Source organism: Pseudorhodoferax sp. LjRoot39, from assembly GCF_964253035.1.
Taxonomy (GTDB): domain Bacteria; phylum Pseudomonadota; class Gammaproteobacteria; order Burkholderiales; family Burkholderiaceae_C; genus Pseudorhodoferax.
In genome coordinates this window covers 1,656,843-1,677,855 of the sequence record NZ_CAXUQL020000001.1, presented here as the reverse complement: position 1 = coordinate 1,677,855, position 21,013 = coordinate 1,656,843, and the positions used below count along the sequence as shown (strand labels likewise).

The window sequence follows — 21,013 nt, the reverse complement described above, 5'->3', positions numbered from 1 at the left end:
GTGCTTCAGGCCGGTGTCGTCCCCTGCGCCGCCAGCCGCCGCGAGTTCTCCGGCGCACGGAACACCAGCGGCTGCGCCACCGGCGCGCCGGCCCGCGCCACCGCCTCGGCCACGCGCTGGTGCTGCGGGCTCTTGCTGCAGACCGGGTCGGTCGCGGCCGGGTCCTGCGCCAGCAGGAAGGCCTGGCAGCGGCAGCCGCCCAGGTCCTGCTCGCGCTGCTCGCAACTGGCGCAGGGCTCCTGCATCCAGCCCGTGCCGCGGTAGCGGTTGAAGCCCTCGGAGTCGAACCAGATCTCGCGCAGGCCCTGCTCGCGCACGTTCGGAAAGGCCAGGCCCGGCAGCATCTTCGCGGTGTGGCAGGGCAGCGCCGTGCCGTCGGGCGCCACCGTCAGGAACATGCTGCCCCAGCCGTTCACGCACTTCTTGGCCCGGCCCTCGTGGTAGTCGGGCGCCACGAAGAAGATGCGCATGGCGTCGCCCAGGCGCGCGCGCCAGGCGGCGGTCACGGCCTCGGCCTCGCGCAGCTGCGCGGCCGTGGGCAGCAACTGGTCGCGGTTGAGCAGCGCCCACGAGTAGTACTGCGTGTTGGCCAGCTCCAGGTATTCGGCGCCCATGGCGTGGGCCATGGCGATGATGCGGTCGATGTGGTCGATGTTGAGCCGGTGGATCACCACGTTGAGCACCATGGGCCAGCCCTGGTCCTTGATGATGCCGGCCACCCGGCTCTTGAGCCCGAAGGTCTTGGTGTGCGAGAGGAAGTCGTTCATCTCGCGCGTGGAGTCCTGGAACGACAGCTGCACATGGTCGAGCCCGGCGGCCTTGAGCGCCGCGGCGCGCTCGGCCGTGAGGCCCACGCCCGAGGTCAGGAGGTTGGTGTAGTAGCCCAGCCGCGCCGCCTCGGCCACGATGACTTCCAGGTCGTCGCGCAGCAGCGGTTCGCCGCCCGACAGGCCGCATTGCACGGCGCCCAGTGCGCGGCCTTCGCGCAGCACGCGCAGCCAGTCGTCGGTACCGAGTTCGTCGGGCTGCTGCGCGAAGTCGACCGGGTTGTAGCAGAACACGCAGTGCAGCGGGCAGCGGTAGGTGAGCTCGGCCAGCAGCCAGAGCGGTGGGCCGGGGCGCTCTGTCGTCATGCGGCGTCCCAGCGCAGCCAGTGCTGCCGGCCTGCGATCGCGACGAACTCCTGCACCTGCGGCGCGAGCCCCTCGGTGGCGAACACCTCTTCGAGCTCGGCCACGATGGCGGCCAGGCTTCGCTGGCCGTCGCAGCGCTTCATGATCTCGCCGGCACTGCCGTTCAGGCGCACCATGCCTTCGGGGTAGAGCAGCACATGGCAGTCCTGTGCCGGCTCCCACTGCAGGCGGAAGCCGGGGCCGATGCGGGGTTGGATCTCCGAACGCAAGTCGCTCATGGCGTCGTCACTCCGTAGCGCGTGGCCATGGCGTCGTTCATGGCCCACAGGATGTCGAGCTTGAACTGCAGCACCTCGAGCGCGCGCTCCTGCTGCGCGCGCGTGGTGAAGTGGTCCAGCGTGATGGCCAGGCCCTGCTCCACATCGCGCCGCGCCTGGCCCACGCGGTTGCGGAAGTAGTCCAGCCCGGCGGCGTCGATCCAGCCGTAGTGCGCGGGCCAGGTGGCCAGCCGCTGCCGGTGGATCTCGGGTGCGAACAGCTCGGTCAGCGAGGAGCACACGGCCTCCTGCCAGGGCGCACGCCGCGCGAAGTTCACGTAGGCGTCGACGGCGAAGCGCACGGCCGGCACCACGTGGCGCAGGTCCAGCACCTCGGCACGTTCCAGGCCCACGGCCTCGGCCAGGCGCAGCCAGGCCTCCAGGCCGCCTGCGTCGTGCAGGCCGCCGAGCGCGAAGCCGTCGTGGTCCAGGATGCGCTGCACCCAGCCGCGCCGCACGGCCGGATCGGGGCAGTTGGAGAGCACGGCCGCGTCCTTGATCGGGATCGCGATCTGGTAGTAGAAGCGGTTCGCCACCCAGCCGCGGATCTGCGCTGGCTGGGCCTGGCCGCTGTTGAGCATCACGTTGAACGGGTGGTGGATGTGGTAGCTGCGGCCCCGCGCGCGCAGCTGGGCCTCGAAGGCCGTGCGGTCCCAGGCGGGCGCTTCGTGCGGGGTGGACGGCGGCGCGTCCTGGATGCGGTCGGCGTGCATAGGGGTCAGAGTTCGATGGCCATGCCGTCCTCGCAGACCTCGACGCCCGCGCGGCGCAGCGCCGCGTGTTCGGCCGAGTCTTCGTCGAGGATGGGGTTGGTGTTGTTGATGTGGATCAGCAGGCGCCGCCGGGTGGTGGCGGGCAGTCGCGCCAGCCACTGCAGCATGCCGCCTTCGCCCGACTGCGGCAGGTGGCCGATCTCGCGCGCGCGCTTGGTGCCCACGCCCAGGCGCGGCATCTCGTCGTCGCTCCAGAAGGTACCGTCCACCATCACGGCGTCGGCGCCGGCCATGGCGTCGAACACGGGCGGCGTGATCGCGCCCAGGCCCGGCGCGTAGAACAGGCGGCGGCCGCTGCGTTCGTCGACGATGGTGACGCCGATGTTGTCGCCCGCCACCGGATGCTCGCGGTGCGGCGAGTACGGCGCGGCCTTGCCCTGCAGCGCCAGCGCGCGCATGCGCAGGCCGGGCACGCCGGGCACTTCGAAGTCCTGCCCGTCGAGCGCGATCGGGTGGCGCTCGACGCCGCAGTAGTGCGACAGCACGCGCAGCACAGGGTTGCCCTGGCCCAGGTCTTCGGCCACCGGGTCGGTGCACCACAGCGGCAGCGGCGTGCCGCGCTCGCGCAGCATGAACAGGCCGGTGGCGTGGTCGACCTGGCCGTCGATCAGCACCACGCCGGCGATGGCGCTGTCGCGCAGCGCGCGCGCCGGCTGCAGCACGGGGCTGCTGCGGATCTGCTCCAGGATGTCGGGCGAGGCGTTGAACAGCACGCCGTCGCTGCCCGCCTCGGGCTGCACGAAGATCGACGACTGCGTGCGCGGCTTGGCGCGCAGCGTGCCGGCGCGCACGCCGGCGCAGTTGCGGCAGTTGCAGTTCCATTGCGGGAAGCCGCCGCCTGCCGCCGAACCGAGGACCGTGATGCGCATGGTGGGAACGATGCAGGAGAGGAAGATGGCCCGCCCCGGCACGCCGGGGCGGGATAGGAGCGTGGGCAGCAGAAATCCGGCCCCGCGCCGGGGCGAGTGGCGGTGCCAGCCGAGGCGCCGGTGAGGCCGTGTGGCCTGCCACACAACGAGCCGGCAACGAAGGATGGCGCCGCCAATCGCCCCGGCCCGAAGGGTGCGGCCTGCAAGGGGGCGCATGCGTCGTTGCCGTCCTTGCCCAGGCGGCCAGCCTGGGCTGCGGCCGGCGCCTAGCCTGCCCCCCCTTGCAGGCCGCACGCGGGGCCGGATTTCTGCTGCCCACACTCCTAGACTCAGCGTGCCGTGACGTACATCGTGATCTCGAAGCCGAAGCGCAGATCCGTGGCCGTCGGGGGTTGCCATTGCATGTCGTGTCTCCTCAGAACGTTGCGCAGCGCCGGGCGGCGGCTGCGGGAACCGGTGTGTTCCGAGGGGCATGGTGCCGGGCCGGCCGGCCCGCGCCCAGGCTTGAAATCTTGATTCGCAGTTCATGATTTTCATGAGCCTGACGACAGTCTGACCGCCAGTACCATGCCGCCGTGTCCGCCCCCGCGCTCTACCCCGCGACCCCGCCCCGCCACAGCTTCGCGCTGGAGGTGACGCACGGCCATGTGCTGCAGGTGGACGACTGCGGCGCGGCCGATGGCATCTGCGCCGTGGTGCTGCACGGCGGCCCCGGCACAGGGGGTTCGCCGCTGCTGCGGCGCTTCTTCGATCCCGCGCGCTACCGCGTGGTCGCCATCGACCAGCGCGGCGCCGGCCGCAGCCGGCCGCGCGGCGCCACCGCGCACAACCGCACGGCCGAGCTGCTGGACGACCTGCGCCGCGTGCGCGAACACCTGGGCATCGCACGCTGGCTGGTCGTGGGCGGCTCCTGGGGCGCCACGCTGGCGCTGGCCCATGCGCTGCATGCGCCGCAGGCGGTGGCGGCGCTGCTGCTGCGCGCGGTGTTCCTGCCGCGCGCGCAGGACATCACGGCCTTCTTCCAGGACAGCGCCGGCCACGCACCCGCCGCCTGGGCCCGCTTCGCGGCGCTGGCGCCCGAGGGCGAGCGCCACGACATGCTGGGTTTCCTGGCCCGCGGCCTGCAGGCCGAGCCCACGGACGGCGGCGCGCTGCAGCGCCGCCTGGCCCTGGCCTGGTGGCAGTGGGAGCGCACGCTGAGCGGCACCGCCAACGCAGCGGACGAACCCAGCGGCGACGCGCTGGCCGCGCTGGTCGACCGCTACCGCGTGCAGAGCCACTACCTGCGGCACGGCTGCTGGCTGGACCAGCCGCCGCTGCTGGAGTGCCTGGCCGCCCTGCCCCGCGTGCCCACGCTGCTGCTGCACGCGCGCGACGATCGCATCTGCCCTCCCGCAGCCGCCCAGGCCGTGCATGCGCGCATCGCGCACAGCCGGCTGCACTGGGTCGATGCCGGCGGCCACGACCCGGCCGCGCCGGCCATGGCGGCGGCCATGGTGGGCGCGCTCGACGGTTACGCGCGCCAGGGCGATTTCCCGCCATGACGCTGCGGCTCAAGATCAACGCCATCGTGAGCCTCCTCACGCTGCTGTTCGTGGGCGCCATGCTGGCGCTCACGCTGCGCGCCATGCGCGAGTCCGTGCACGAGGAGGTGGTGGCCGCCAACCGCGTGGCGGCGCAGCTGCTCTACCGCACGGCCATGCTGCAGGAGGCCCAGGGCATGCAGGTCATGCAGGCCTTCCTGCAGGGCGTGGGCCGCGTGCGCTCCAACGACATCACGCTGCTGGATGCCGACGGCCAGGTGTTGTACCGCTCGCCGGCCTCGGCCTACAAGGCGGACCGCGATGCACCCGGCTGGTTCGCGCGCATCGTCGCGCCGGAGCCTTCGCAGATGTCCATCGACTTTCCGGACGGCAAGCTGGTCGTGAACGCCAATGCCTCGCGCGCGGTGCTGGACGCCTGGGACGATGCCGTCCGGCTCGCGCTCAGTGCGCTGGCGCTGCTGGCCGTCGTCAACGCCGGCGTGTTCTGGGCCGTGGGCCGCGCGACGCGCCCGTTCGCCGACATCGTCGGCGCGCTCAACCAGTTGGAGAACGGCCGCTTCGACGTCTCGCTGCCGGCCTTGCCGGGCACCGAGGCCGGTGCCATCGGCGCGGCCTTCAACCGCATGGTCGGCATGCTGCGCCAGCACATCGAAACCGAGCGGCGCGCCGTGCGGGCCGAGCACCGCCTGTCCGAAAGCCGGGCGCTGGGCCGCTGGGTCGACCAGAAGATCGAGCAGGAACGCCGGCTCATCGCGCGCGAGCTGCACGACGAGCTGGGCCAGTCGGTCACGGCTGTGCGCAGCATGGCCTTGTCGATCGCGCAGCGCATGCAGGCACTGGATCCGCAGGCCGAGCAGGCCGCGCGGCTGATCGCCGAGGAGTCGGCCCGGCTCTACACCGCCATGCACGGCATGATCCCGCGGCTCACGCCGCTGGTGCTCGACGAATTTGGCCTGGTGGCCGCGCTGCAGGACCTGGTCGAGCGCACGCGCGCCAGCCACGCCGGCCTGCAGGTCGACTGGCAGCTGAACACCCCGCCCGAGGGCCTGCGCCTGGACAACGCCACCGCGCTGGTGCTGTACCGCGCCGCGCAGGAGGGCATGACCAACGCACTGCGCCATGGCGAGGCGCGCCAGCTGGTGCTGGCCCTGCACTGCGACGCCCGGCACCTCACGCTCACGCTGCGCGACGACGGCCGCGGCCCGCCCGACGCCGCGGCCACCACCAGCGGCACCGGCCACTATGGCCTGCGCTGGCTGGCCGAGCGCATCGACAGCCTGGGCGGCACGCTGCGCCTGGAACCGGCCGCCCCGCGCGGTGCCCAACTGACGGTGCGGCTGGCGCTGCCGGCCGTCCAGGAGAACGCATGACACCCCCGATCCCGCCGATCCGCGTGATGCTGGTCGATGACCACGCGCTCGTGCGCATGGGCTTTCGCATGCTGCTGGCCGACGCGCAGATCGATGTCGCGGCCGAGGCCGACACCGGCGAGCAGGCCTGCCAGCGCTACCCGCAGGTGCAGCCGGACGTGGTGGTCATGGACCTCTCCATGCCCGGCATGGGCGGCCTGGAGGCGCTGCGGCGCCTGCTCGCGCACGACCCCAAGGCGCGCGTGCTGGGCCTGTCGGCACACGAGGACAGCGTGCACCCGCGCCGCATGCTGCAGGCCGGCGCGCTCGGCTACCTGGCCAAGCGCAGCGCGCCCGAGGCCTTGATCGCGGCGGTGCACGCCGTGGCGCGCGGCGAGCGCTACATCGACGCGGCCACGGCCCAGGCCCTGGCCGCCGCGCAGTTCGACGGCACGGCCAACCCGGCCGAGGCGCTCAGCGCGCGCGAGTTCTCGGTGTTCCTGCAGCTGGCCCAGGGCATGACGGTGGCGCAGATCGCCGCCACGCTGAACCTGTCGCTGAGCACCGTGGGCTCGCACCTGTATCGCGTCAAGCAGAAGCTGGGCGCGAGCAACCAGGCCGAACTCACGCTGGTGGCGCTGCGCTGGGGGCTGATCCAGGTGTAGCGGCCGGCCGGCCTCCACGCCCGATGGCTTCCTGGTGTTCACGGCCAGCCATCTGAACCAGCATGTCGTGGGTGCGGTGAAGGCTGGCGACGAGCACCACGCGCTCTGGCGTCTGCACCCCTGAAGCACAGGGCGCCTCAGCGCGGCGCGGCGCCGGTCGCCTGGCTCTCGCGCTGAGCCCGCACGGTCGCATCGGCTGCGGCGGCGGCGCGCGCCAGCGCCTCGGCCGCCGCCGCGGGCGCCAGCCGTTGCAGGATCGCGCGGCCCACGGTGCCGGCCTGCGGCACCTGCTCGCCGATGGCGTTGGACTCCCAGATCAGCCCGCGCAGCGCATGGCCCACGGCGTACAGCCCGGGCTGCGGCTGGCCGGCCGCATCGCGCAGCGCATGCGTCTCGCGCGTGGCCTGCACGCCGAAGCCCAGCGGGTCGGGCTGGGCCAGGCCGCGCGCGACCAGTTGGCGCACCAGCGGGTCGTCGATCTGGCGCCAGTCGAAGTCGAAGCCCAGGCAGTTGACGACGCGGTCGGCCACCAGGGTCTGCAGCGGCCGGCCGTCGCGCGGCTGCCAGGCCACGGCCAGGCGGCCATCGGCCTGCAGCGCGATGGACCGCACGCGGCCGGCCTCGTGGCGGTGCCGGCCCTCGCCGTCCACACGCGCCTGCCAGGCCAGCGGTGCGGCTGCACTGCGGTGCAGCGCGGCCTCCCAGTAGGCGCGCAGCCGGCCCAGGAAGCGGCGGCGGTCGCGCGCGCTGGCCAGTGACCACAGCTTCGGCACGTGGGCGCGGATGGCGGGCACCAGGCGCTGCCAGGGCTCGCCCTGCGCGCGAACGGCGCGGCGCTGCACGCGGATCTGCGCCAGCAGATCGCGCAGCGACACCGCCCCGCTCTGGTAGCGCAGGAAGTCGGGCCAGGGCAGCACGTCCTCGCGCACGCGCGCGCCCTGGCCGCGGCGGCTCAGCACGGTGTGCTGGCCGCGAAAGCCGGCCTTCTCGGCCATGATCAGGCTGTCCAGCGCGCTCAGGCCCGCGCCCAGGTAGACGATGTCGGCGTCCTGCGCCACGCCGTCCCAGGCCTGCGGCTGCCAGATGTCGCCCACATAGCGCGGCGAGGCCTGCACCCCGACACCGACCGCGAAGGCCTGGCGCCCCAGCGGCTTGGTGAAGATGCCGGTGGCCAGCACGAGTTCGTCGGCGACCTCCTCGCGGCCATCGTCCAGCACCACGCGGTAGCGCGGGCGGCCGGTGTCGTACTGCGCCACCACGTCGACCGCGCGCGCCTGCAAGTGGCGCAGTTCCACGCCCGGGCCCGCGGCGGCGACGGCGGCTGTCAGGCTGGCCTGCACATAGGCGCCATAGACCTGGCGCGGCGGCATGCTGTCTTCGATCGCCACACCGGCCGGCGGCTGCCAGCCGCCCGCGGCGGCGCCCGCGCGCAGCCAGCGCACGAGGTGGTCGGGCGCGTCGTCGTAGAGGCTGAACAACTTGGCCAGGCCGTTGACCAGGTGTTCGGGGTGCGGGGTGCCGTAGGCGATGCCCAGGCCCAGTGCGGGCCGCGACTCGACGATGGACAGGCGGATCGGCTGCTCCGCGTCCTTCAGCAGGCGCAGCGCGGTGGCGGTGCCGGCGAGGCCGCCGCCGACGATGAGGACATGGGGGCGCGTATCGGAAGAGGGCATGGTGCGGTTCAGGTGGGAAAGAAGCGGTTGGCGGTTCGAAGGCATGGGGGCTCCCGGCAGCGCAGGTTCAGGGCCGTGGCCGGTGACGCGGTCCCCGCGAGCCCCACGCCCGCCGCGACACCGGCCACAGCCTGAACACGGTACCGGCCCGCGCTTGCGGCGGGCCGTGGATCTCAGAACCCGGCGCCGCCGGGGCCGCCCGGCGCGCCGCCACCGGTCGCTGCGGCCGGCTCGTTGTGGGGCAGCCCGGGCTGCTCGCCAACCGAGCCAGGGACCACGATGCCGCTGGCCGTCCTGGTCTCGGGCTCGCTGCGTTGGACGACCAGGTGGTCGGGCAGGGGACGGATGGAAGACACGGGAAGCGGCTCCAGCGAGAAAGAAGCGTTGTGGGTGTCGTGCATTCTTCTGGCGCCGGCCGGCCGAAGGAACGAAGGGATCGTCAGCTGCTTGCTCGGAAAACGAGGATGCGGGTGGCAGGGCTCAGAAGCTGTGAATGAACCGATCGCGCCCACGACGGGGTGCGGCAGGCCGCAGGCGCAGGCGCAGGCCGCCGCCCTGGCTGGTGCCAGGGCAAGGCCTGCAACGCCCGCATGCGGCTTGCCGTGCCCCGGCCCGAAGGGCGAGGCCCCTGGCGCTGCGATCACCATGGACACTGACGCTCATCGGGGCCTCGCGTGGGTGTGAGGGGTTCGTTCACAGCTTCTCAGCCCTCGAGCTCCTCGCCCACCTGCTCCAGCAGCTGCGCGACGAAGTCGTCGTACAGCGGCAGCGCCGGCAGCACCGCGCCCGTGGGCTCGGCCTCCCAGCCCTGCGGCCGACCGAACAGGCGCAGGGCTTCGAAGGCCGGCGCCTCGCCCGCGTCGAAGCAATGCGCCAGGCCCGCGGGCAGCGCCACCCATTCCCCGGCCTCGCACAGCAGGCCCAGGAAGCCCTCGCCGCTGCGCAGGTAGAACAGCCCGGTGCCGGACAGGAAGAAGCGGATCTCGGCATCGCCGTGCCGGTGCTCGGCCAGGAACTGCCGGCGCAGCGCGGGCCAGTGCACATCGTCGGGCACCAGTGCCACGCGGTCGGCGCTGTGCAGCCTGAAGTCGCCCCCCAGGTCCGCCAGTTCTTCGGCATAGGCCGCCTGCACCGCAGCCAGTCCACCGGAGGCCGGCAGCGCGTGCACGGGCCAGCGGCCGAACTGCACGCCCGTGGGCGCGAGGTTCTGGCGGACCAGGCCGTCACAGACCCAGGTCTCTTTCCACTGCCCCTGGGCGTCGAAGCGTGCAAGTGCGACCATGGCAGCCTCCGTCGGTCTACTGCAGAAAGCTGGGGCGCGCATAGCCGGCGAAGTGCTTGTCCAGCACGGCCTTGAACTCCGGCGTCTGGAAGGCCTCGGCCACGTCCCGGGCCCAGGGCCGGGCCTTGTCGGCGCTCTTGACGGCGGCCACCAGCAGGTAGTGGTCGGGCGTCTTCTCGGGTACCACGGCCTCGGTCAGCTTCAGGCCCGAAGAGAGCTTGAGCACGTCGACGTTGGAGCCGGCGGTGGCGCCGATGACGAGTTCCTTCTTGGCGGTGGACTGGGCGAATGCGGCGGGCGTGGCGGCCAGGGCGATGGCGGACAGCAGGGCCAGCGTGGTGCGGCGGATCATGGGCATGGTGTGCGGATGGAAGAAGAAGGGGATCAACGCTTGTCGAGCCTGGCTGCCAGGCCGTTGCCGGCGAACTGCAGGATCTGCACGAGCACGACGAGCAGCGCCACGGTCAGCACCATGACGTCGGTCTGGAAGCGGTAGTAGCCGTAGCGGATGGCCAGGTCGCCGATGCCGCCGCCGCCCACCACGCCGGCCACGGCCGAGTACGACAGGAAGCTCACGGCCAGCACGGTCAGCGCCAGCACCAGGCCCGACCGGGCCTCGACCAGCAGCACGCGCAGCACGATCTGCAGCTCCGAGGCGCCCATGGCGTGGGCGGCCTCGATCACGCCGCGCGGCACCTCGCGCAGCGACTGGTCGACCAGCCGCGCGAAGTACGGGATGGCCGCGAACGACAGCGGCACGGCCGCCGCCAGCGGGCCGATGGAGGTGCCGGCGATGATCCGCGTGAACGGCACCAACGCCACCAGCAGGATGATGAACGGGAACGAGCGCACGGTGTTGACGACCCAGTTCAGCACCAGGAACAGCGGCCGGTTCTCCAGCGACTGGCCGGGGCCGAGCAGGAACAGCAGCACGCCGAGCGGCCCGCCCAGCAGCAGCGCGGCCGACAGGCCGATGGCCAGCATCAGAAAGGTCTGGCCCGTGGCCAGCCACAGCTCGGGCAGGATGGCGGCGATGTTGTCAGGCATGGGCCACCTCGCGCAGCAGTGCCGGCGCGGCATGGCCGGCCTGCTGTTGCTGGTGGTGGTGCGCATCGCGGGCGCGCTGGCGCACCAGCGCGTCGATCTCCTGGCCCAGCACGGTCTTGCGCGCGGCGACCGCCCCGTCGACGGCGAACTGCTCCACCACCTCGCCCTTCTCCAGGATGGCGACGTTGCGGCACAGCGCCTGCACCACGGGCAGTTCGTGCGTAACGATCACGATGGTCACGCCGAGCTTGTGGTTGATCTCGCGCAGCTGCTGCAGCAGCGCGCGCGTGGTCTCGCTGTCCAGCGCCGAGGTCGGCTCGTCGCACAGCAGCACCTGGGGCCGCGGTGCCAGCGCACGGGCGATGGCCACGCGCTGCTTCTGCCCACCCGAGAGCTGGGCCGGGTAGCTGTCGACCTTCTCGGACAGGCCCACCAGGGCCAGGCATTCGCGCACGCGCGCATCGATCTCGGCGCGGCCGTAGCGGCCGTGGATGCGCAGCGGGAAGGCCACGTTGTCGAACACCGTGGCGTTCTGCACCAGGTTGAACTGCTGGAAGATCATGCCGATCTGCTGGCGCGCGGCGCGCAGTTCGTTGCGGGGCAGCGCGGTCAGCTCGCGGCCGGCCACGAACACGCGGCCGGCGTCGGGCCGCTCCAGCAGGTTGATCAGGCGCAGCAGCGTGGACTTGCCGGCGCCGCTTTGGCCGACCAGGCCGAACACGTCGCCCTCGTGCACCTCCAGCGTGGTGCGGCGCACGGCGTCGAAGGCCTCGCCGTTGGGCAGGCGGAAGGATTTGCGCACGCCTTCGAGGCGGATCACGGGTGGCGCGGCGGTGGTGTGGGACATGGGCAGGCGGTGTGCAGCGACAGACCCGCCAGTGTGGAGAGCTGCCGGCGCCCTGTGAACGAAGAAATGGGGTGCTGCTTATGCGGTTTGCGCAGATGCGGCGGGGCCCGCGGTGCGCGTTTTCCTTCTATGCATATCGGTTTTCGTTCGTTGGTAGGGACCGGGGCCGAACCTAGAGTGGCAGCTTTCCATTGCAACGCACACCGCCTTCCATGACCAAGCCCCTGGACATCGTCGCCGTCGTCGGCAGCACCTACCAGCCCTCACGCACCCGCGCCCTGGTCGAAGCGCTGGTCGCCGCGCTGGAGCAGCGCCTGGTGGCGCGCACACGCATCCTGCAGGTCGGCGACTTCGCCCGCCCGCTGGGCCAGGCCCTGTCGCGCGACGAGCTGCCCGAGGACATCCAGGGCCACCTGGTGTCCATCGAATCGGCCGACCTGCTGATCGCGGCCGCACCGGTCTACCGCGGCTCCTACCCCGGCCACTTCAAGCACCTGTTCGACCTGGTCGGCCAGGAGGCCCTGGTCGACAAGCCCGTGCTGCTGGCCGCCACCGGCGGCAGCGACCGCCATGCGCTGGTGCTGGACCACCAGCTGCGCCCGCTGTTCAGCTTCTTCCAGTCGCTGACGCTGCCGATCGGCGTGTACGGCAGCAACACCGACTTCGACAACTACCGCGTCACGAGCCCGGCACTGCAGGCCCGCCTGCAGCTGGCCGCCGAGCGCGCCGTGCCGCTGTTCGACGCCAGCCAACGCCGCCCGCTGCTGCGCGCCGCCTGAGTTTTCCGTTTGTCTCCTGGCCTCTTGGGGCCTTCACAGCCGCGGACGTGCGAGCGTCCGGGGCTTTTTCTCGTCGTGGCTTACAGCCGGGGCGTGTACTTCAGCGTGAACATCACGTTGCGCGGGTCGCCGAAGTCGAAGCCGGAGTAGCCGACGAAACCCGGCAGCCAGTAGCGCTTGTCGAGCAGGTTGTTGACGTTCACCGCCAGGTTCAGCGCGGGCGTGGCCTGCCAGCCCAGGCGCAGGTTCACGACCGTGAAGCCGGGCACCTTGAACTTGTTGCTGCTGAAGGTGTGGCTCAGGGTGTGGCTCTGCGTGGTGAAGCCGGCCCCCACCGTCACGCTGTTCCAGTCGCCGGGCAGCCGGTAGGAGGCCCAGGTCCGCAGCATGTGGCGCGGCGTCCAGGTGCTGTAGGCCTGGCCCTGCAGTTCCGGATCGCTCAGGTATTCGGTGGTGTTGTAGGTGTAGCCGGCCGTCAGCTGCAGACGGGGCAGCACTTCCCCGCTGACCTCCGCTTCGACACCCTGGCTGCGCACCTTGCCAGTGGCCTGCGAGCAGTACCAGCCGTCGCACACCATGCCCGAGGCCATGTCGGCGACGGCGCGGTTCTTGTGGTCGTAGCGGAACACGGCCAGCGAGGCGTTCACGCGCCCGTCGAGCAGCTCGCCCTTGATGCCGGCCTCCAGGTTGACCCCGGTCACCGGGTCCAGCGTGCCCTGCGCCGTGCGCTCGGACTGCGGCTCGAACACGCCCGCGTAGCTGCCGTAGAGCGACCATTGCGGCGTCAGCGCGTAGATGAGGCCGGCATAGGGCGTGATCTCGCCCGAGGCGCGCTGCGGCGTCCCTTCGCCGGTCTTGCGATCGGTGTAGAGGTTGTCGTACCAGCTCGCGCGTACGCCGACGATGGCCGTCAACGGCTCGCTCAGACGGGCGCGCAGCCTGGCGTAGACGCCCTTCTGCTCCACGTCGTAGGCCGACAGGTACTGCCGCCCGCCCGCGGCCAGCAGGCTGGCCACGGTCGGCTCGGCGCGGTCGTGGTCGATGGCGAAGAGATTGCCGCCGGCCGTGAAGGTGCGGGCGAACATGTCGTTGGTCTTGTACTTGGAATAGTTGCCGCCCAGGGTCAGTTCGTGGCGCAGGCCGAGCGCCTCGAAGCGGCCGTTCACGAAGGCATCGAGCCCCACACTGTCGCTGTCGAAGTCCGTGATCCAGTCGGCATAGGTCAGCCCGCTGCCGTCGGCCTGGGTGACGCCGTGCAGGCGCTGGTGCCGGGAGTTGGCCTTCTCGCGCATGTGCAGCGCGGAGACCTTGAGCTTCCAGTCGGCGTTGAGGCGGTGGCTCAGGTCGGCGTACACGCTGGTCTGCGTGATGCCGGCCCGGTTCCATGTCGCGCCGGTGTAGGTGGAGCGCGGCAGGCCCATGTCGCTGCCGGCCGCGTTGATGGGCAGGCCGTAGATCATCGGCCGCCCGGCGCTGTCCGAGTGGCCGATGGCGATGCCCACAGTGGTGTCGGCACCGATGTCGTAGTCCAGCGCGCCATAGACCTTGTGCGTGCGGTTGTTCACCTGGTCGGTAAAGGAATGGCTGCGGGCCTCGTCCAGCACCACGCGCCCGCGCAGGGAGCCGTCCGCGTTGAGCGGCCCGCCGGCGTCCAGCTGCAGGCCGTAGCGGTCCCAGGAGCCGGCGCGGGCGGTGATGGCCACGGTCTTCTCGGACTGGCCGCGCTTGCGCACCAGGTTGACGGAGCCACCCGGGCTGCCGGTGCCCTGCAGCAGGCCCGAGGCACCGCGCAGCACCTCCATGCGGTCGAAGAAGACCATGTCTTCTGTCCCCCAGTTGCCGAGCGACCACATGTCGCGCGGAATGGCCACGCCGTCGTACTGCCATTCGCTGATGCCGAAGCCGCGCGCGGTGAGCGTCATGCCCTGGCCGTTGCCATTGGCGGCCACCACGCCGGTGATGCTGTTGGCGGCCACGCGCATGTCGATGATGCCCTGCTCGTCCAGCTGCTTGCGCGTGATCACGCTGATGGACTGCGGGATGTCCTTGAGCGCCTGGTCGCCCTTGGCGATACTCACCGCACGGACCGCGAGCGAATCCGAGCCCTCGGTGGTGGCGCTGCGTTCGGCGGCGGCGGAGACCGTCACGGACGGCAGCGTGGTCGACGACGACGCCGCCAGCCGCTGCACCACCAGCGTCTTGCCCTCCACATGCCCTTGCAGGCCGGTGCCCGCGAGCAGCTCGTTCAGGGCCGTGCGCAGCTCACGCTGGCCCGCCACGCGCTGCCCCTGCTTGCCCTGCACCAGCTCCGGCGGAAACGCCAGCTGCAGGCCGGCCTGCCCGGCGAACGCGGCCAGCGCGGCCGGCAGCGGCTGCGCGGGAATGTCGAACGAGAGGTTCTGCGCCAGCGCGGACTGGAGCGAGAAGGCGAAGCCGAGGGCGGCGGCGGCGCATGCCAGGCCGGTGCGGCGCACGGGAGGTTTCTTGTGCATGACGGTGCTCTTGGTTGGTTGCGATGCGTTCACAACCGGTAAGACCGACGAGCCGCGAAAACCCTGAAAAGTTTGTTGGCCGGCTACTTCGCCGCGATCTCCAGTCCGCCGTCGGGCAGCGTCCTCAGGCGCACCGGCAGCACGCGCGGCAGCGAGGCCAGCCAATCGCCGGCATCGGCCACGCGCAGCTTGCCGCTGATGCGCAGCCCGGCCACGGCCGGCGCGGCACGCAGCGGCGTGGGCGCGTAGCGCTCCACCCGCGCGAGCGCTTCGGCCAGGGGCACGGCGTCGAACGCGATCTCGCCCTGGCGCCAGGTGGCCGGGCGGGCGACATCGGTCAGCTGCATCTCGCCTTCGAACGCACGCAGGCCCTGGCCGGCGCCCAGTTCGTGCGTGCGGCCATACGCCTGGACCCGCACCCTGCCCGACTCCACCTGCACCAGCACGCCCTGCCCGCCATCGATCTCCACGCCGAAGCGGGTGCCCAGCACGGTGACCTGCACGCCGCGCGCCTGCACCACGAAGGGCCGGCCCGGATCGCGCTGCACGGCGAAGAAGGCGGCACCGTCCAGCAGCCGGATGCGCCGCTGCGCGGCGTCGTAGTCGACTTCGAGCCGGCTGGCGGCGTCGAGCGTGAGTTCGGAGCCGTCGGGCAGGCCGCGCTGCAGCCGCTGGCCGCGCAGCGTGGTCAGCGCCGTCTGCCAGCGCAGGGCTTCGCGCTGCAGATGCTGCCAGAGCGCGGTGCCCGAGACCCCCACGGCGAACACGCCGAGCAGGGCCGCCAGCGACCTGCGGCGGCCGGCGGCCTTGGAGCGGGCCGCCGCCGGCCGCGTGTGGCGCCAGGCATGCAGTGCGTCTTCGATGCAGCGCGTGGCCTGGCCGATGTCGCGCTCCACCGTGTTGAGCGACACGCCCAGCCGGGCCGCGGTGTCGGCCTGCTTCTCGCCGTGCAGGCCGCAGGCCAGGTAGGCGTCGCGCACGCGCGGAGCGAGTCCGGCCAGCGCCGTCTCGACCACGGCCAGGGCCTGGCGGTACATCGCACCGTCGGCCACGTCGGGCGCCTGCGCCGGCGCGGCGGCATCGGCCTGCCCGCACTCCGCCAGGTAGCCCGCCATCCAGTGGTCGCGCCGCAGGTGGTTCATGGCCAGGTTGTGCGAGACCGTGAACAGGTAGGCGCGCGGGTCGGCCGGCGTGGCGTCCGGCGCGGCGCCCTGGCGCTCGGCGATTCGCAGCCAGGTGTCGTGCGCCAGCCCGCGGGCCTCCTCCAGATTGCCAGTGCGCCGGGCGATGTAGCGGATCAGCTCGGCGTAGTGGGTCTCGAAGGCGGTGAGCAAGGCGCTCGTGGAAGCAGCGGACGGGTTCATGGCGGCCGCGATCATAGCCTCAGATGAGAATTCTTCTCATTTCAACCCCGACCCCAGCCCCGCACCACGCCGCGCATATGCACATGCGCGTTCCTTCGTTCCCTTGCGCGCGCGCGGCGGCGACAGTGCCGGCTCCAACACTTTGCACTGCGCGCCATGACGCCATTTCTCCGCCACCGACGTACCCTTCTGGCCGGCACCGCCGCCACCCTGCTCGCCCTGGCGTGCGGCACCGCCAGCGCCCAGGACAAGCAGCGCCTGAAGGTCGGCATCTCGGTCGGCAACGCCGAGCAGATCTTCGAGGTGGTCAAGAAGGTCGCCGCGCAGCAGGGCCTGCAGCTCGACGTGGTGGTGTTCAACGACTACCAGCTGCCCAACGCCGCACTGGCCGCCGGCGACCTGGACGCCAACGCCTTCCAGCACCAGCCCTTCCTGGACAACCAGAACAAGGCGCGCGGCTTCGACATCGTGCCCGTGGGCCTCACGGTCACGGCCCCGCTGGGCTTTTACTCGCGCAAGATCAAGTCGATCGAGGCGCTGCCCGAGGGCGCCTCGGTCGGCATCCAGAACGATCCGTCCAACGGCAACCGCGCGCTCCTGCTGCTGCAAAGCGCCGGCCTGATCACGCTCAAGCCCGAGGCCGTGAAGAACAACACCGCCACGCCGCTGGATGTGGTGGGCAACCCGAAGAAGCTCAAGCTCATTGCGCTGGATGCGGCGCAGCTGCCGCGCTCGCTGGACGACCTGACCATCGCCTCGATCAACAACGACTACGCCGAGAAGGCCGGCCTGTCGCTGGCGCGCGACGCCGTGATCAAGGAATCGCCCAAGAGCCCCTACGCCAACCTGATCGCGGTGCGCCGCGCCGACCAGGACAAGCCCTGGGCCAAGCGCCTGGTGGCGGCCTACCAGTCGCCCGAAGTCAAGCAGTTCATCGACACCCAATTCAACGGCGCCCTGGTGCCCGCCTTCTGAGGACATTGCCATGCACAACAACCAACACAACGACAGGCGCGCCAGCCTGCGCCGCATCGGCACCCTCGCGGTGTTCCTGACCGCGGCCCGCTTCGGCGGCGCCCAGGCCCAGACGCCGACCCTGCGCGTGGGCGTGCGCGGCGGCACCGACGAGGAGATCTGGGAGGTGGTGACCCAGGTGGCGAAGAAGAACGGCCTGAACGTCAAGCCCGTGGTGGTGACCGGCGCGGCCAGCCCCAACGAGGCGCTCAACAATGGCGACCTGGAGGCCAACTCGTTCCAGCATGTGCCCTTCCTGCGCGACCAGGTGCAGCAGCGCGGCTACAAGCTGGTCTCGGTGGGCGACACCTACATCTCGCCGATCGCCTTCTACTCGAAGAAGCACAAGCGCTTCGGCGACCTGTCCGAGAACGCGCGCCTGGGCATCCCGAACGACCCCAGCAACCAGACCCGCGCGCTCGTGGTGCTGCGCGACCAGGGCGTGCTGACGCTGCGCGACGGCTTCGACCCGGCCAAGGGCACGGCCACGCTGGCCGACATCACGGGCTACAGGAAGAAGGTGCAGCTGGTGGAGGCGGCCTCCGTGGTGCTGGCGCGTTCGCTGGAAGACCTGGACGCCTCGGCCATCGTCAACACCTTCGCCTACCAGGCCGGCCTGATCGCCACGCGCGACGGCCTCGCGGTGGAAAAGCGCGAGAACAACCCCTACGTCAACATCATCGTGGTGCGCGAGCAGGACCGCGGCGCTGCCTGGGTCGCGCCGCTGGTCAGGTCCTACCAGTCGCCCGAAGTACGCGCCTTCATCGAGAGCAAGTACCAAGGCTCGGTCGTCCCGGCGTTCTAGATGGAACACCCCCAGTCTCCGCGCTGCGCGCTCCGCCAACCCCCTCCAGGGGGCGCCGCCAGCGGTCTGGCAGAGCCAGTCCCGCGGCGTCTGCTGGCATGGCCTGCTCCGCGGCCTGTCGAGCCGCGGCTTGCGATGCGGTGTCGTGCGCTGCGAGCCGCGCGTCGCGCCATCGGAGGTTGGACATGAGCGGTCCCCCGCCCGCCGTGGACATCGCCACGCCCCACATTGTCTTCGAGCAGGTGCACAAGCGCTTCGCCGGCCCGCACGGCGACGTGCAGGCGCTCGAGGCGCTGAGCTTCTCGGTGCTGCGCGGCGAGGTGTTCGGCATCATCGGCCGCAGCGGCGCGGGCAAGTCCACGCTGCTGCGCGCCATCAACGCACTGGAAGCGCCCAGCGGCGGCCAGGTGACCGTGGACGGCGTCGACGTCGGCGCGCTGGACGAGGATGCCCTCGTGGCGCTGCGCCGGCGCATCGGCATGATCTTCCAGCACTTCAACCTGCTGGCCGCCAAGACCGTGCGCGAGAACGTGGCGCTGCCGCTGCGCGTGGCCGGCTGGCGGCCGGCCGCCATCCACGCCCGCGTGGAGGAACTGCTGGCCCTGGTCGGCCTGGCCGACAAGGCCGATGTCTACCCGGCCAAGCTCTCGGGCGGCCAGAAGCAGCGCGTGGGCATCGCACGCGCGCTGGTGCACGGCCCCGAGGTGCTGCTGTGCGACGAGGCCACCTCGGCGCTGGACCCCGAGACCACGCAGTCCATCCTCACGCTGCTGCGCGAGATCAACCAGAAGCTCGGCCTCACCGTGGTGCTGATCACGCACGACATGGCCGTGATCCGCGCCATCTGCGACCGCGTGCTGGTGCTGGACGCGGGCCGGCGCCAGGAGATCGGCGAGGTCTGGCGCGTGTTCGGCGATCCGCAGGCCGAGGCCACGCGCGCGCTGCTGCGCCCGCTGCAGCAGGAGCTGCCGGCCGACCTGGCGCAGGCGCTGGTGCCCACGCTGGACGGCCGGCCCGGCCGCGCCATCTACAGCGCCAGCTTCGCGGGCCGCACGCCGGCCCAGGGCCTGCCGCTGGCGTCCCTGGCCGCGCTGGGGCCCGGCGCCGAACTGCTGCACGGCCGCCTGGACCGCATCCGCGGCCATGCGCACGGCCGGCTGCTGCTGTCGTTGCCGGCTGACACCGCCCCTTCCGAAGACCGGTTGCGCCAGATCCTTGGCGCCGACCACCTTGCATTGCTTGGCCATGTCCCTGCCCCCTCTTGAACGCTACCTGCAGGCCCTGCTGGAAACCCTGGCCATGGTCGGCGTCTCGGCCGTCATCGCCATCGGCGTGGGCCTGCTGCTGGCCATCGTGCTCAACGTGACGGGGCCGCGCGGCGTCTATGCGCGGCCGCGGCTGCACAAGGGGCTGTCGGTCACGGTCAACATCTGCCGCGCCATCCCCTTCATCATCCTGCTGGTGGCGCTGCTGCCCGTCACGCGCGCCATCGTCGGCACCACGCTCGGCACCTGGGCGGCGGTGGTGCCGCTGGCGGCCAACCTGATCCCGTTCTACGCGCGCATCGCGCAGGTCAGCCTCAACGAGGTGGACGGCGGCCTCATCGAGGCGGCGCGCGCCATGGGCTGCAAGCGCTGGCACATCGTGCGCCACGTGCTGCTGCCCGAGGCCCTGCCCGGCATCATCGGCGGCATGACGGTCAGCGTGATCGCCATGGTCAACGCCTCGGCCATGGCCGGCGCGGTCGGCGCCGGCGGCCTGGGCGACCTGGCCATCCGCTACGGCTACGAGCGCTACGAAACGCGCGTGATGTTCGAGGTCATCGTGATCCTGATCGCGCTGGTCTCGGTGCTGCAGTTCGCCGGCGAGTGGCTGGCGCGGCGCGCGGACCATCGGGGCTGACGGCAGCGTCCAAAGCCGTGCCCAAGTCCGGCCATCCCGTGCTGGCCGGTTTCCGGTGTAATCACGCGCGATGGAAACCTTTGGATCCCGGGTGAGGTGGGCGCGCGAGCAACGCGGGCTCACGCAGGCGGCACTGGCCAAGGCCACGTGCGTGTTGACAGGCGCCATCGGCGCGCTCGAGGACGGGCTGCGCGAGCGGCCGCGCGACCTCTCCAGCCTCGCAGCCGCGCTGCGCGCGCGGCCGGACTGGCTGGCAACGGGCCAAGGCGACTGGAAGGAAGCCCCACCGGGCGGCGGAGCCGGCCAGGCCACGGCGGCGGCCGGCGGGGCTGCCGTGCCAGCGCCGGCGGCCGGCCTTGGCGACACCATCGTGCAGCTGGGCAGTCAGCTGTCGGCGCTGAGCCCGCTGGCCAGGGCCAGCATCGCCCCGCTGATCGCCAAGCTCGCGGAGAACCCCGAACTGGCCGCAGAAGCCGCACGGCTGGCCGACGCCATCGCGCGCAGCTGAGGCACTCCTCGTCCTGAAGGGGCCAGCGCGCCCGGCAGGGCTGCGGCGACGTGGCTGCGCCCTTCCCGGACAGGGCGTGTGACGCCGGCCTTGGCGACGGGCGGCCGGGCCGAACCTAGAGATACGAAGGCAGCAGCTTGGCCGTGAACTGCAGGCAGGCCAGTTCCTCGTCCGAGATCGCCTGCTCGACCAGGTCGAAATGGCACAGCGTGCCGTGCAGGTCGCCGCGGTCGTTCAGCAGCGGAACGCCGTGGTAGGACATCACCACGCCCTGGAAGGGGCTGTAGTCCAGCCGGCGGTCCTGCCGGGTGTTGTTGGTCAGGAAGAAGCCTTCGCGCAGCACGATCTGGCAGAAGCTGTCCTTGAGCACCACCACCTCCAGCGCTTCGGGCCTCACCTCGCCGAGCTTGTCGAACATGTGCGTGTTGCGCAGCAGCTCGCCGTCCAGCGCGAAGATGCCGGAATAGCGGTGCGCCACGCCGGAATTCATGGCGCGCAGGCCCGCGTCGACGCCCCCTGCACTGAAGGCCTGCACGATCGCACCGATCCGGGCCGAGGACGGGTCGCGCAGCAACGCAGGGGGAAGGGAACGGAAGGTGGAAGGAGAAAACAGCATCGTGGTCGCCGCGGCAAGTCAGGCGCGTATTGTC

The 21,013-nt window shown here is 71.6% G+C and carries 22 protein-coding genes and 1 pseudogene; 9 read left to right on the top strand and 14 right to left on the bottom strand.

Going from position 1 to position 21,013, the window contains the following annotated elements:
- Positions 1–5: 5 nt before the first annotated feature.
- The 5 genes from pqqE to pqqA form a co-directional block, all read right to left on the bottom strand.
- Positions 6–1,133, bottom strand: coding sequence for a pyrroloquinoline quinone biosynthesis protein PqqE (gene pqqE / locus ACSQ4M_RS08020; protein WP_436189056.1), 1,128 nt, complete (start codon positions 1,131–1,133; stop codon positions 6–8).
- On the bottom strand, positions 1,130–1,411 hold the full coding sequence (gene pqqD / locus ACSQ4M_RS08015) for a pyrroloquinoline quinone biosynthesis peptide chaperone PqqD (protein ID WP_436189055.1): 282 nt from the start codon (positions 1,409–1,411) through the stop codon (positions 1,130–1,132). Before pqqD ends, pqqE begins: the two co-directional genes overlap by 4 nt.
- On the bottom strand, positions 1,408–2,163 hold the full coding sequence (gene pqqC / locus ACSQ4M_RS08010) for a pyrroloquinoline-quinone synthase PqqC (protein ID WP_436189054.1): 756 nt from the start codon (positions 2,161–2,163) through the stop codon (positions 1,408–1,410). Before pqqC ends, pqqD begins: the two co-directional genes overlap by 4 nt.
- Positions 2,164–2,168: 5 nt before the next feature.
- Positions 2,169–3,092 (bottom strand): pyrroloquinoline quinone biosynthesis protein PqqB, encoded by a 924-nt coding sequence (pqqB, locus tag ACSQ4M_RS08005; RefSeq protein WP_436189053.1) that lies wholly within the window; start codon positions 3,090–3,092, stop codon positions 2,169–2,171.
- A gap of 329 nt (positions 3,093–3,421) precedes the next feature.
- A complete protein-coding gene (gene pqqA, locus ACSQ4M_RS08000; protein ID WP_189686872.1) occupies positions 3,422–3,496 on the bottom strand; it encodes a pyrroloquinoline quinone precursor peptide PqqA in 75 nt (24 codons plus the stop codon).
- Between the two features lie 171 nt (positions 3,497–3,667).
- Here pqqA and ACSQ4M_RS07995 point away from each other — a divergent pair, with 171 nt between their 5' ends.
- From ACSQ4M_RS07995 to ACSQ4M_RS07985, 3 genes are read left to right on the top strand one after another with little or no spacing between them, the layout of a single operon-like run.
- Complete coding sequence (locus tag ACSQ4M_RS07995; RefSeq protein WP_436189052.1) at positions 3,668–4,636, top strand: alpha/beta fold hydrolase; 969 nt, start codon at positions 3,668–3,670, stop codon at positions 4,634–4,636.
- Complete coding sequence (locus tag ACSQ4M_RS07990) at positions 4,633–6,006, top strand: histidine kinase (protein ID WP_436189051.1); 1,374 nt, start codon at positions 4,633–4,635, stop codon at positions 6,004–6,006. Before ACSQ4M_RS07995 ends, ACSQ4M_RS07990 begins: the two co-directional genes overlap by 4 nt.
- Positions 6,003–6,650, top strand: coding sequence for a response regulator (locus ACSQ4M_RS07985; RefSeq protein WP_436189050.1), 648 nt, complete (start codon positions 6,003–6,005; stop codon positions 6,648–6,650). The genes ACSQ4M_RS07990 and ACSQ4M_RS07985 overlap by 4 nt, the downstream gene beginning before the upstream one ends.
- 137 nt (positions 6,651–6,787) lie before the next feature.
- Here the strand turns inward: ACSQ4M_RS07985 and ACSQ4M_RS07980 are convergent, their stop codons facing one another.
- The 6 genes and pseudogenes from ACSQ4M_RS07980 to ACSQ4M_RS07955 form a co-directional block, all read right to left on the bottom strand.
- Complete coding sequence (locus ACSQ4M_RS07980; protein WP_436189049.1) at positions 6,788–8,323, bottom strand: FAD/NAD(P)-binding protein; 1,536 nt, start codon at positions 8,321–8,323, stop codon at positions 6,788–6,790.
- Between the two features lie 173 nt (positions 8,324–8,496).
- Complete coding sequence (locus tag ACSQ4M_RS07975; RefSeq protein WP_436189048.1) at positions 8,497–8,679, bottom strand: hypothetical protein; 183 nt, start codon at positions 8,677–8,679, stop codon at positions 8,497–8,499.
- A gap of 347 nt (positions 8,680–9,026) precedes the next feature.
- Positions 9,027–9,605, bottom strand: a complete 579-nt coding sequence (locus ACSQ4M_RS07970) for a 1,2-dihydroxy-3-keto-5-methylthiopentene dioxygenase (protein WP_436189047.1) — start codon at positions 9,603–9,605, stop codon at positions 9,027–9,029.
- A gap of 16 nt (positions 9,606–9,621) precedes the next feature.
- A pseudogene (locus tag ACSQ4M_RS07965) lies at positions 9,622–9,822 on the bottom strand (MetQ/NlpA family ABC transporter substrate-binding protein); the annotation flags it as partial.
- 167 nt (positions 9,823–9,989) lie between these two features.
- The gene (locus ACSQ4M_RS07960) at positions 9,990–10,652 is read right to left on the bottom strand and encodes a methionine ABC transporter permease (RefSeq protein WP_436189046.1); all 663 of its coding nucleotides are present in this window, start codon (positions 10,650–10,652) and stop codon (positions 9,990–9,992) included.
- The gene (locus ACSQ4M_RS07955) at positions 10,645–11,499 is read right to left on the bottom strand and encodes a methionine ABC transporter ATP-binding protein (RefSeq protein WP_436189045.1); all 855 of its coding nucleotides are present in this window, start codon (positions 11,497–11,499) and stop codon (positions 10,645–10,647) included. Before ACSQ4M_RS07955 ends, ACSQ4M_RS07960 begins: the two co-directional genes overlap by 8 nt.
- A gap of 212 nt (positions 11,500–11,711) precedes the next feature.
- Between ACSQ4M_RS07955 and msuE the strand changes: the two genes are divergently transcribed.
- On the top strand, positions 11,712–12,278 hold the full coding sequence (msuE, locus tag ACSQ4M_RS07950) for an FMN reductase (RefSeq protein ID WP_436189044.1): 567 nt from the start codon (positions 11,712–11,714) through the stop codon (positions 12,276–12,278).
- Between the two features lie 80 nt (positions 12,279–12,358).
- Here the strand turns inward: msuE and ACSQ4M_RS07945 are convergent, their stop codons facing one another.
- Both ACSQ4M_RS07945 and ACSQ4M_RS07940 read right to left on the bottom strand, forming a co-directional pair.
- Positions 12,359–14,770, bottom strand: coding sequence for a TonB-dependent siderophore receptor (locus ACSQ4M_RS07945; RefSeq protein WP_436189043.1), 2,412 nt, complete (start codon positions 14,768–14,770; stop codon positions 12,359–12,361).
- An 83-nt stretch (positions 14,771–14,853) separates the two neighbouring features.
- A complete protein-coding gene (locus tag ACSQ4M_RS07940) occupies positions 14,854–16,134 on the bottom strand; it encodes a sigma-70 family RNA polymerase sigma factor (protein ID WP_436189042.1) in 1,281 nt (426 codons plus the stop codon).
- Positions 16,135–16,290: 156 nt separating this feature from the next.
- On the opposite strand from ACSQ4M_RS07940, the gene ACSQ4M_RS07935 reads away from it, so the two are divergent.
- From ACSQ4M_RS07935 to ACSQ4M_RS07915, 5 genes are all read left to right on the top strand, one after another.
- The gene (locus tag ACSQ4M_RS07935; protein WP_436189041.1) at positions 16,291–17,109 is read left to right on the top strand and encodes a MetQ/NlpA family ABC transporter substrate-binding protein; all 819 of its coding nucleotides are present in this window, start codon (positions 16,291–16,293) and stop codon (positions 17,107–17,109) included.
- A gap of 10 nt (positions 17,110–17,119) precedes the next feature.
- Complete coding sequence (locus tag ACSQ4M_RS07930; RefSeq protein ID WP_436189040.1) at positions 17,120–17,953, top strand: MetQ/NlpA family ABC transporter substrate-binding protein; 834 nt, start codon at positions 17,120–17,122, stop codon at positions 17,951–17,953.
- 185 nt (positions 17,954–18,138) lie between these two features.
- Positions 18,139–19,218 carry a methionine ABC transporter ATP-binding protein gene (locus ACSQ4M_RS07925; RefSeq protein WP_436189039.1) on the top strand — a complete coding sequence of 360 codons (1,080 nt, stop codon included), beginning with the start codon at positions 18,139–18,141 and terminating at the stop codon, positions 19,216–19,218.
- Entirely contained in the window at positions 19,199–19,855 is a 657-nt protein-coding gene (locus tag ACSQ4M_RS07920) for a methionine ABC transporter permease (protein WP_436189038.1), read from the top strand. Before ACSQ4M_RS07925 ends, ACSQ4M_RS07920 begins: the two co-directional genes overlap by 20 nt.
- 91 nt (positions 19,856–19,946) lie before the next feature.
- On the top strand, positions 19,947–20,363 hold the full coding sequence (locus ACSQ4M_RS07915; protein WP_436189037.1) for a helix-turn-helix domain-containing protein: 417 nt from the start codon (positions 19,947–19,949) through the stop codon (positions 20,361–20,363).
- Positions 20,364–20,478: 115 nt separating this feature from the next.
- Here the strand turns inward: ACSQ4M_RS07915 and ACSQ4M_RS07910 are convergent, their stop codons facing one another.
- Positions 20,479–20,979 carry a guanylate cyclase gene (locus ACSQ4M_RS07910; RefSeq protein ID WP_436189036.1) on the bottom strand — a complete coding sequence of 167 codons (501 nt, stop codon included), beginning with the start codon at positions 20,977–20,979 and terminating at the stop codon, positions 20,479–20,481.
- Positions 20,980–21,013 lie beyond the last annotated feature (34 nt).

Excerpts from the sequence above, each read along its gene's own strand:
- ACSQ4M_RS07985 (WP_436189050.1), top strand. The coding sequence starts at position 6,003 with ATGACACCCCCGATCCCGCCGATCCGCGTGATGCTGGTCGATGACCAC.
- pqqC (WP_436189054.1), bottom strand. The coding sequence starts at position 2,163 with ATGCACGCCGACCGCATCCAGGACGCGCCGCCGTCCACCCCGCACGAA.
- pqqB (WP_436189053.1), bottom strand. The coding sequence starts at position 3,092 with ATGCGCATCACGGTCCTCGGTTCGGCGGCAGGCGGCGGCTTCCCGCAA.
- ACSQ4M_RS07980 (WP_436189049.1), bottom strand. The coding sequence starts at position 8,323 with ATGCCCTCTTCCGATACGCGCCCCCATGTCCTCATCGTCGGCGGCGGC.
- ACSQ4M_RS07960 (WP_436189046.1), bottom strand. The coding sequence starts at position 10,652 with ATGCCTGACAACATCGCCGCCATCCTGCCCGAGCTGTGGCTGGCCACG.
- pqqE (WP_436189056.1), bottom strand. The coding sequence starts at position 1,133 with ATGACGACAGAGCGCCCCGGCCCACCGCTCTGGCTGCTGGCCGAGCTC.
- ACSQ4M_RS07940 (WP_436189042.1), bottom strand. The coding sequence starts at position 16,134 with ATGAACCCGTCCGCTGCTTCCACGAGCGCCTTGCTCACCGCCTTCGAG.
- ACSQ4M_RS07970 (WP_436189047.1), bottom strand. The coding sequence starts at position 9,605 with ATGGTCGCACTTGCACGCTTCGACGCCCAGGGGCAGTGGAAAGAGACC.
- ACSQ4M_RS07925 (WP_436189039.1), top strand. The coding sequence starts at position 18,139 with ATGAGCGGTCCCCCGCCCGCCGTGGACATCGCCACGCCCCACATTGTC.
- ACSQ4M_RS07955 (WP_436189045.1), bottom strand. The coding sequence starts at position 11,499 with ATGTCCCACACCACCGCCGCGCCACCCGTGATCCGCCTCGAAGGCGTG.
- ACSQ4M_RS07945 (WP_436189043.1), bottom strand. The coding sequence starts at position 14,770 with ATGCACAAGAAACCTCCCGTGCGCCGCACCGGCCTGGCATGCGCCGCC.
- ACSQ4M_RS07910 (WP_436189036.1), bottom strand. The coding sequence starts at position 20,979 with ATGCTGTTTTCTCCTTCCACCTTCCGTTCCCTTCCCCCTGCGTTGCTG.
- ACSQ4M_RS07930 (WP_436189040.1), top strand. The coding sequence starts at position 17,120 with ATGCACAACAACCAACACAACGACAGGCGCGCCAGCCTGCGCCGCATC.
- msuE (WP_436189044.1), top strand. The coding sequence starts at position 11,712 with ATGACCAAGCCCCTGGACATCGTCGCCGTCGTCGGCAGCACCTACCAG.
- ACSQ4M_RS07990 (WP_436189051.1), top strand. The coding sequence starts at position 4,633 with ATGACGCTGCGGCTCAAGATCAACGCCATCGTGAGCCTCCTCACGCTG.
- pqqD (WP_436189055.1), bottom strand. The coding sequence starts at position 1,411 with ATGAGCGACTTGCGTTCGGAGATCCAACCCCGCATCGGCCCCGGCTTC.
- ACSQ4M_RS07920 (WP_436189038.1), top strand. The coding sequence starts at position 19,199 with ATGTCCCTGCCCCCTCTTGAACGCTACCTGCAGGCCCTGCTGGAAACC.
- ACSQ4M_RS07935 (WP_436189041.1), top strand. The coding sequence starts at position 16,291 with ATGACGCCATTTCTCCGCCACCGACGTACCCTTCTGGCCGGCACCGCC.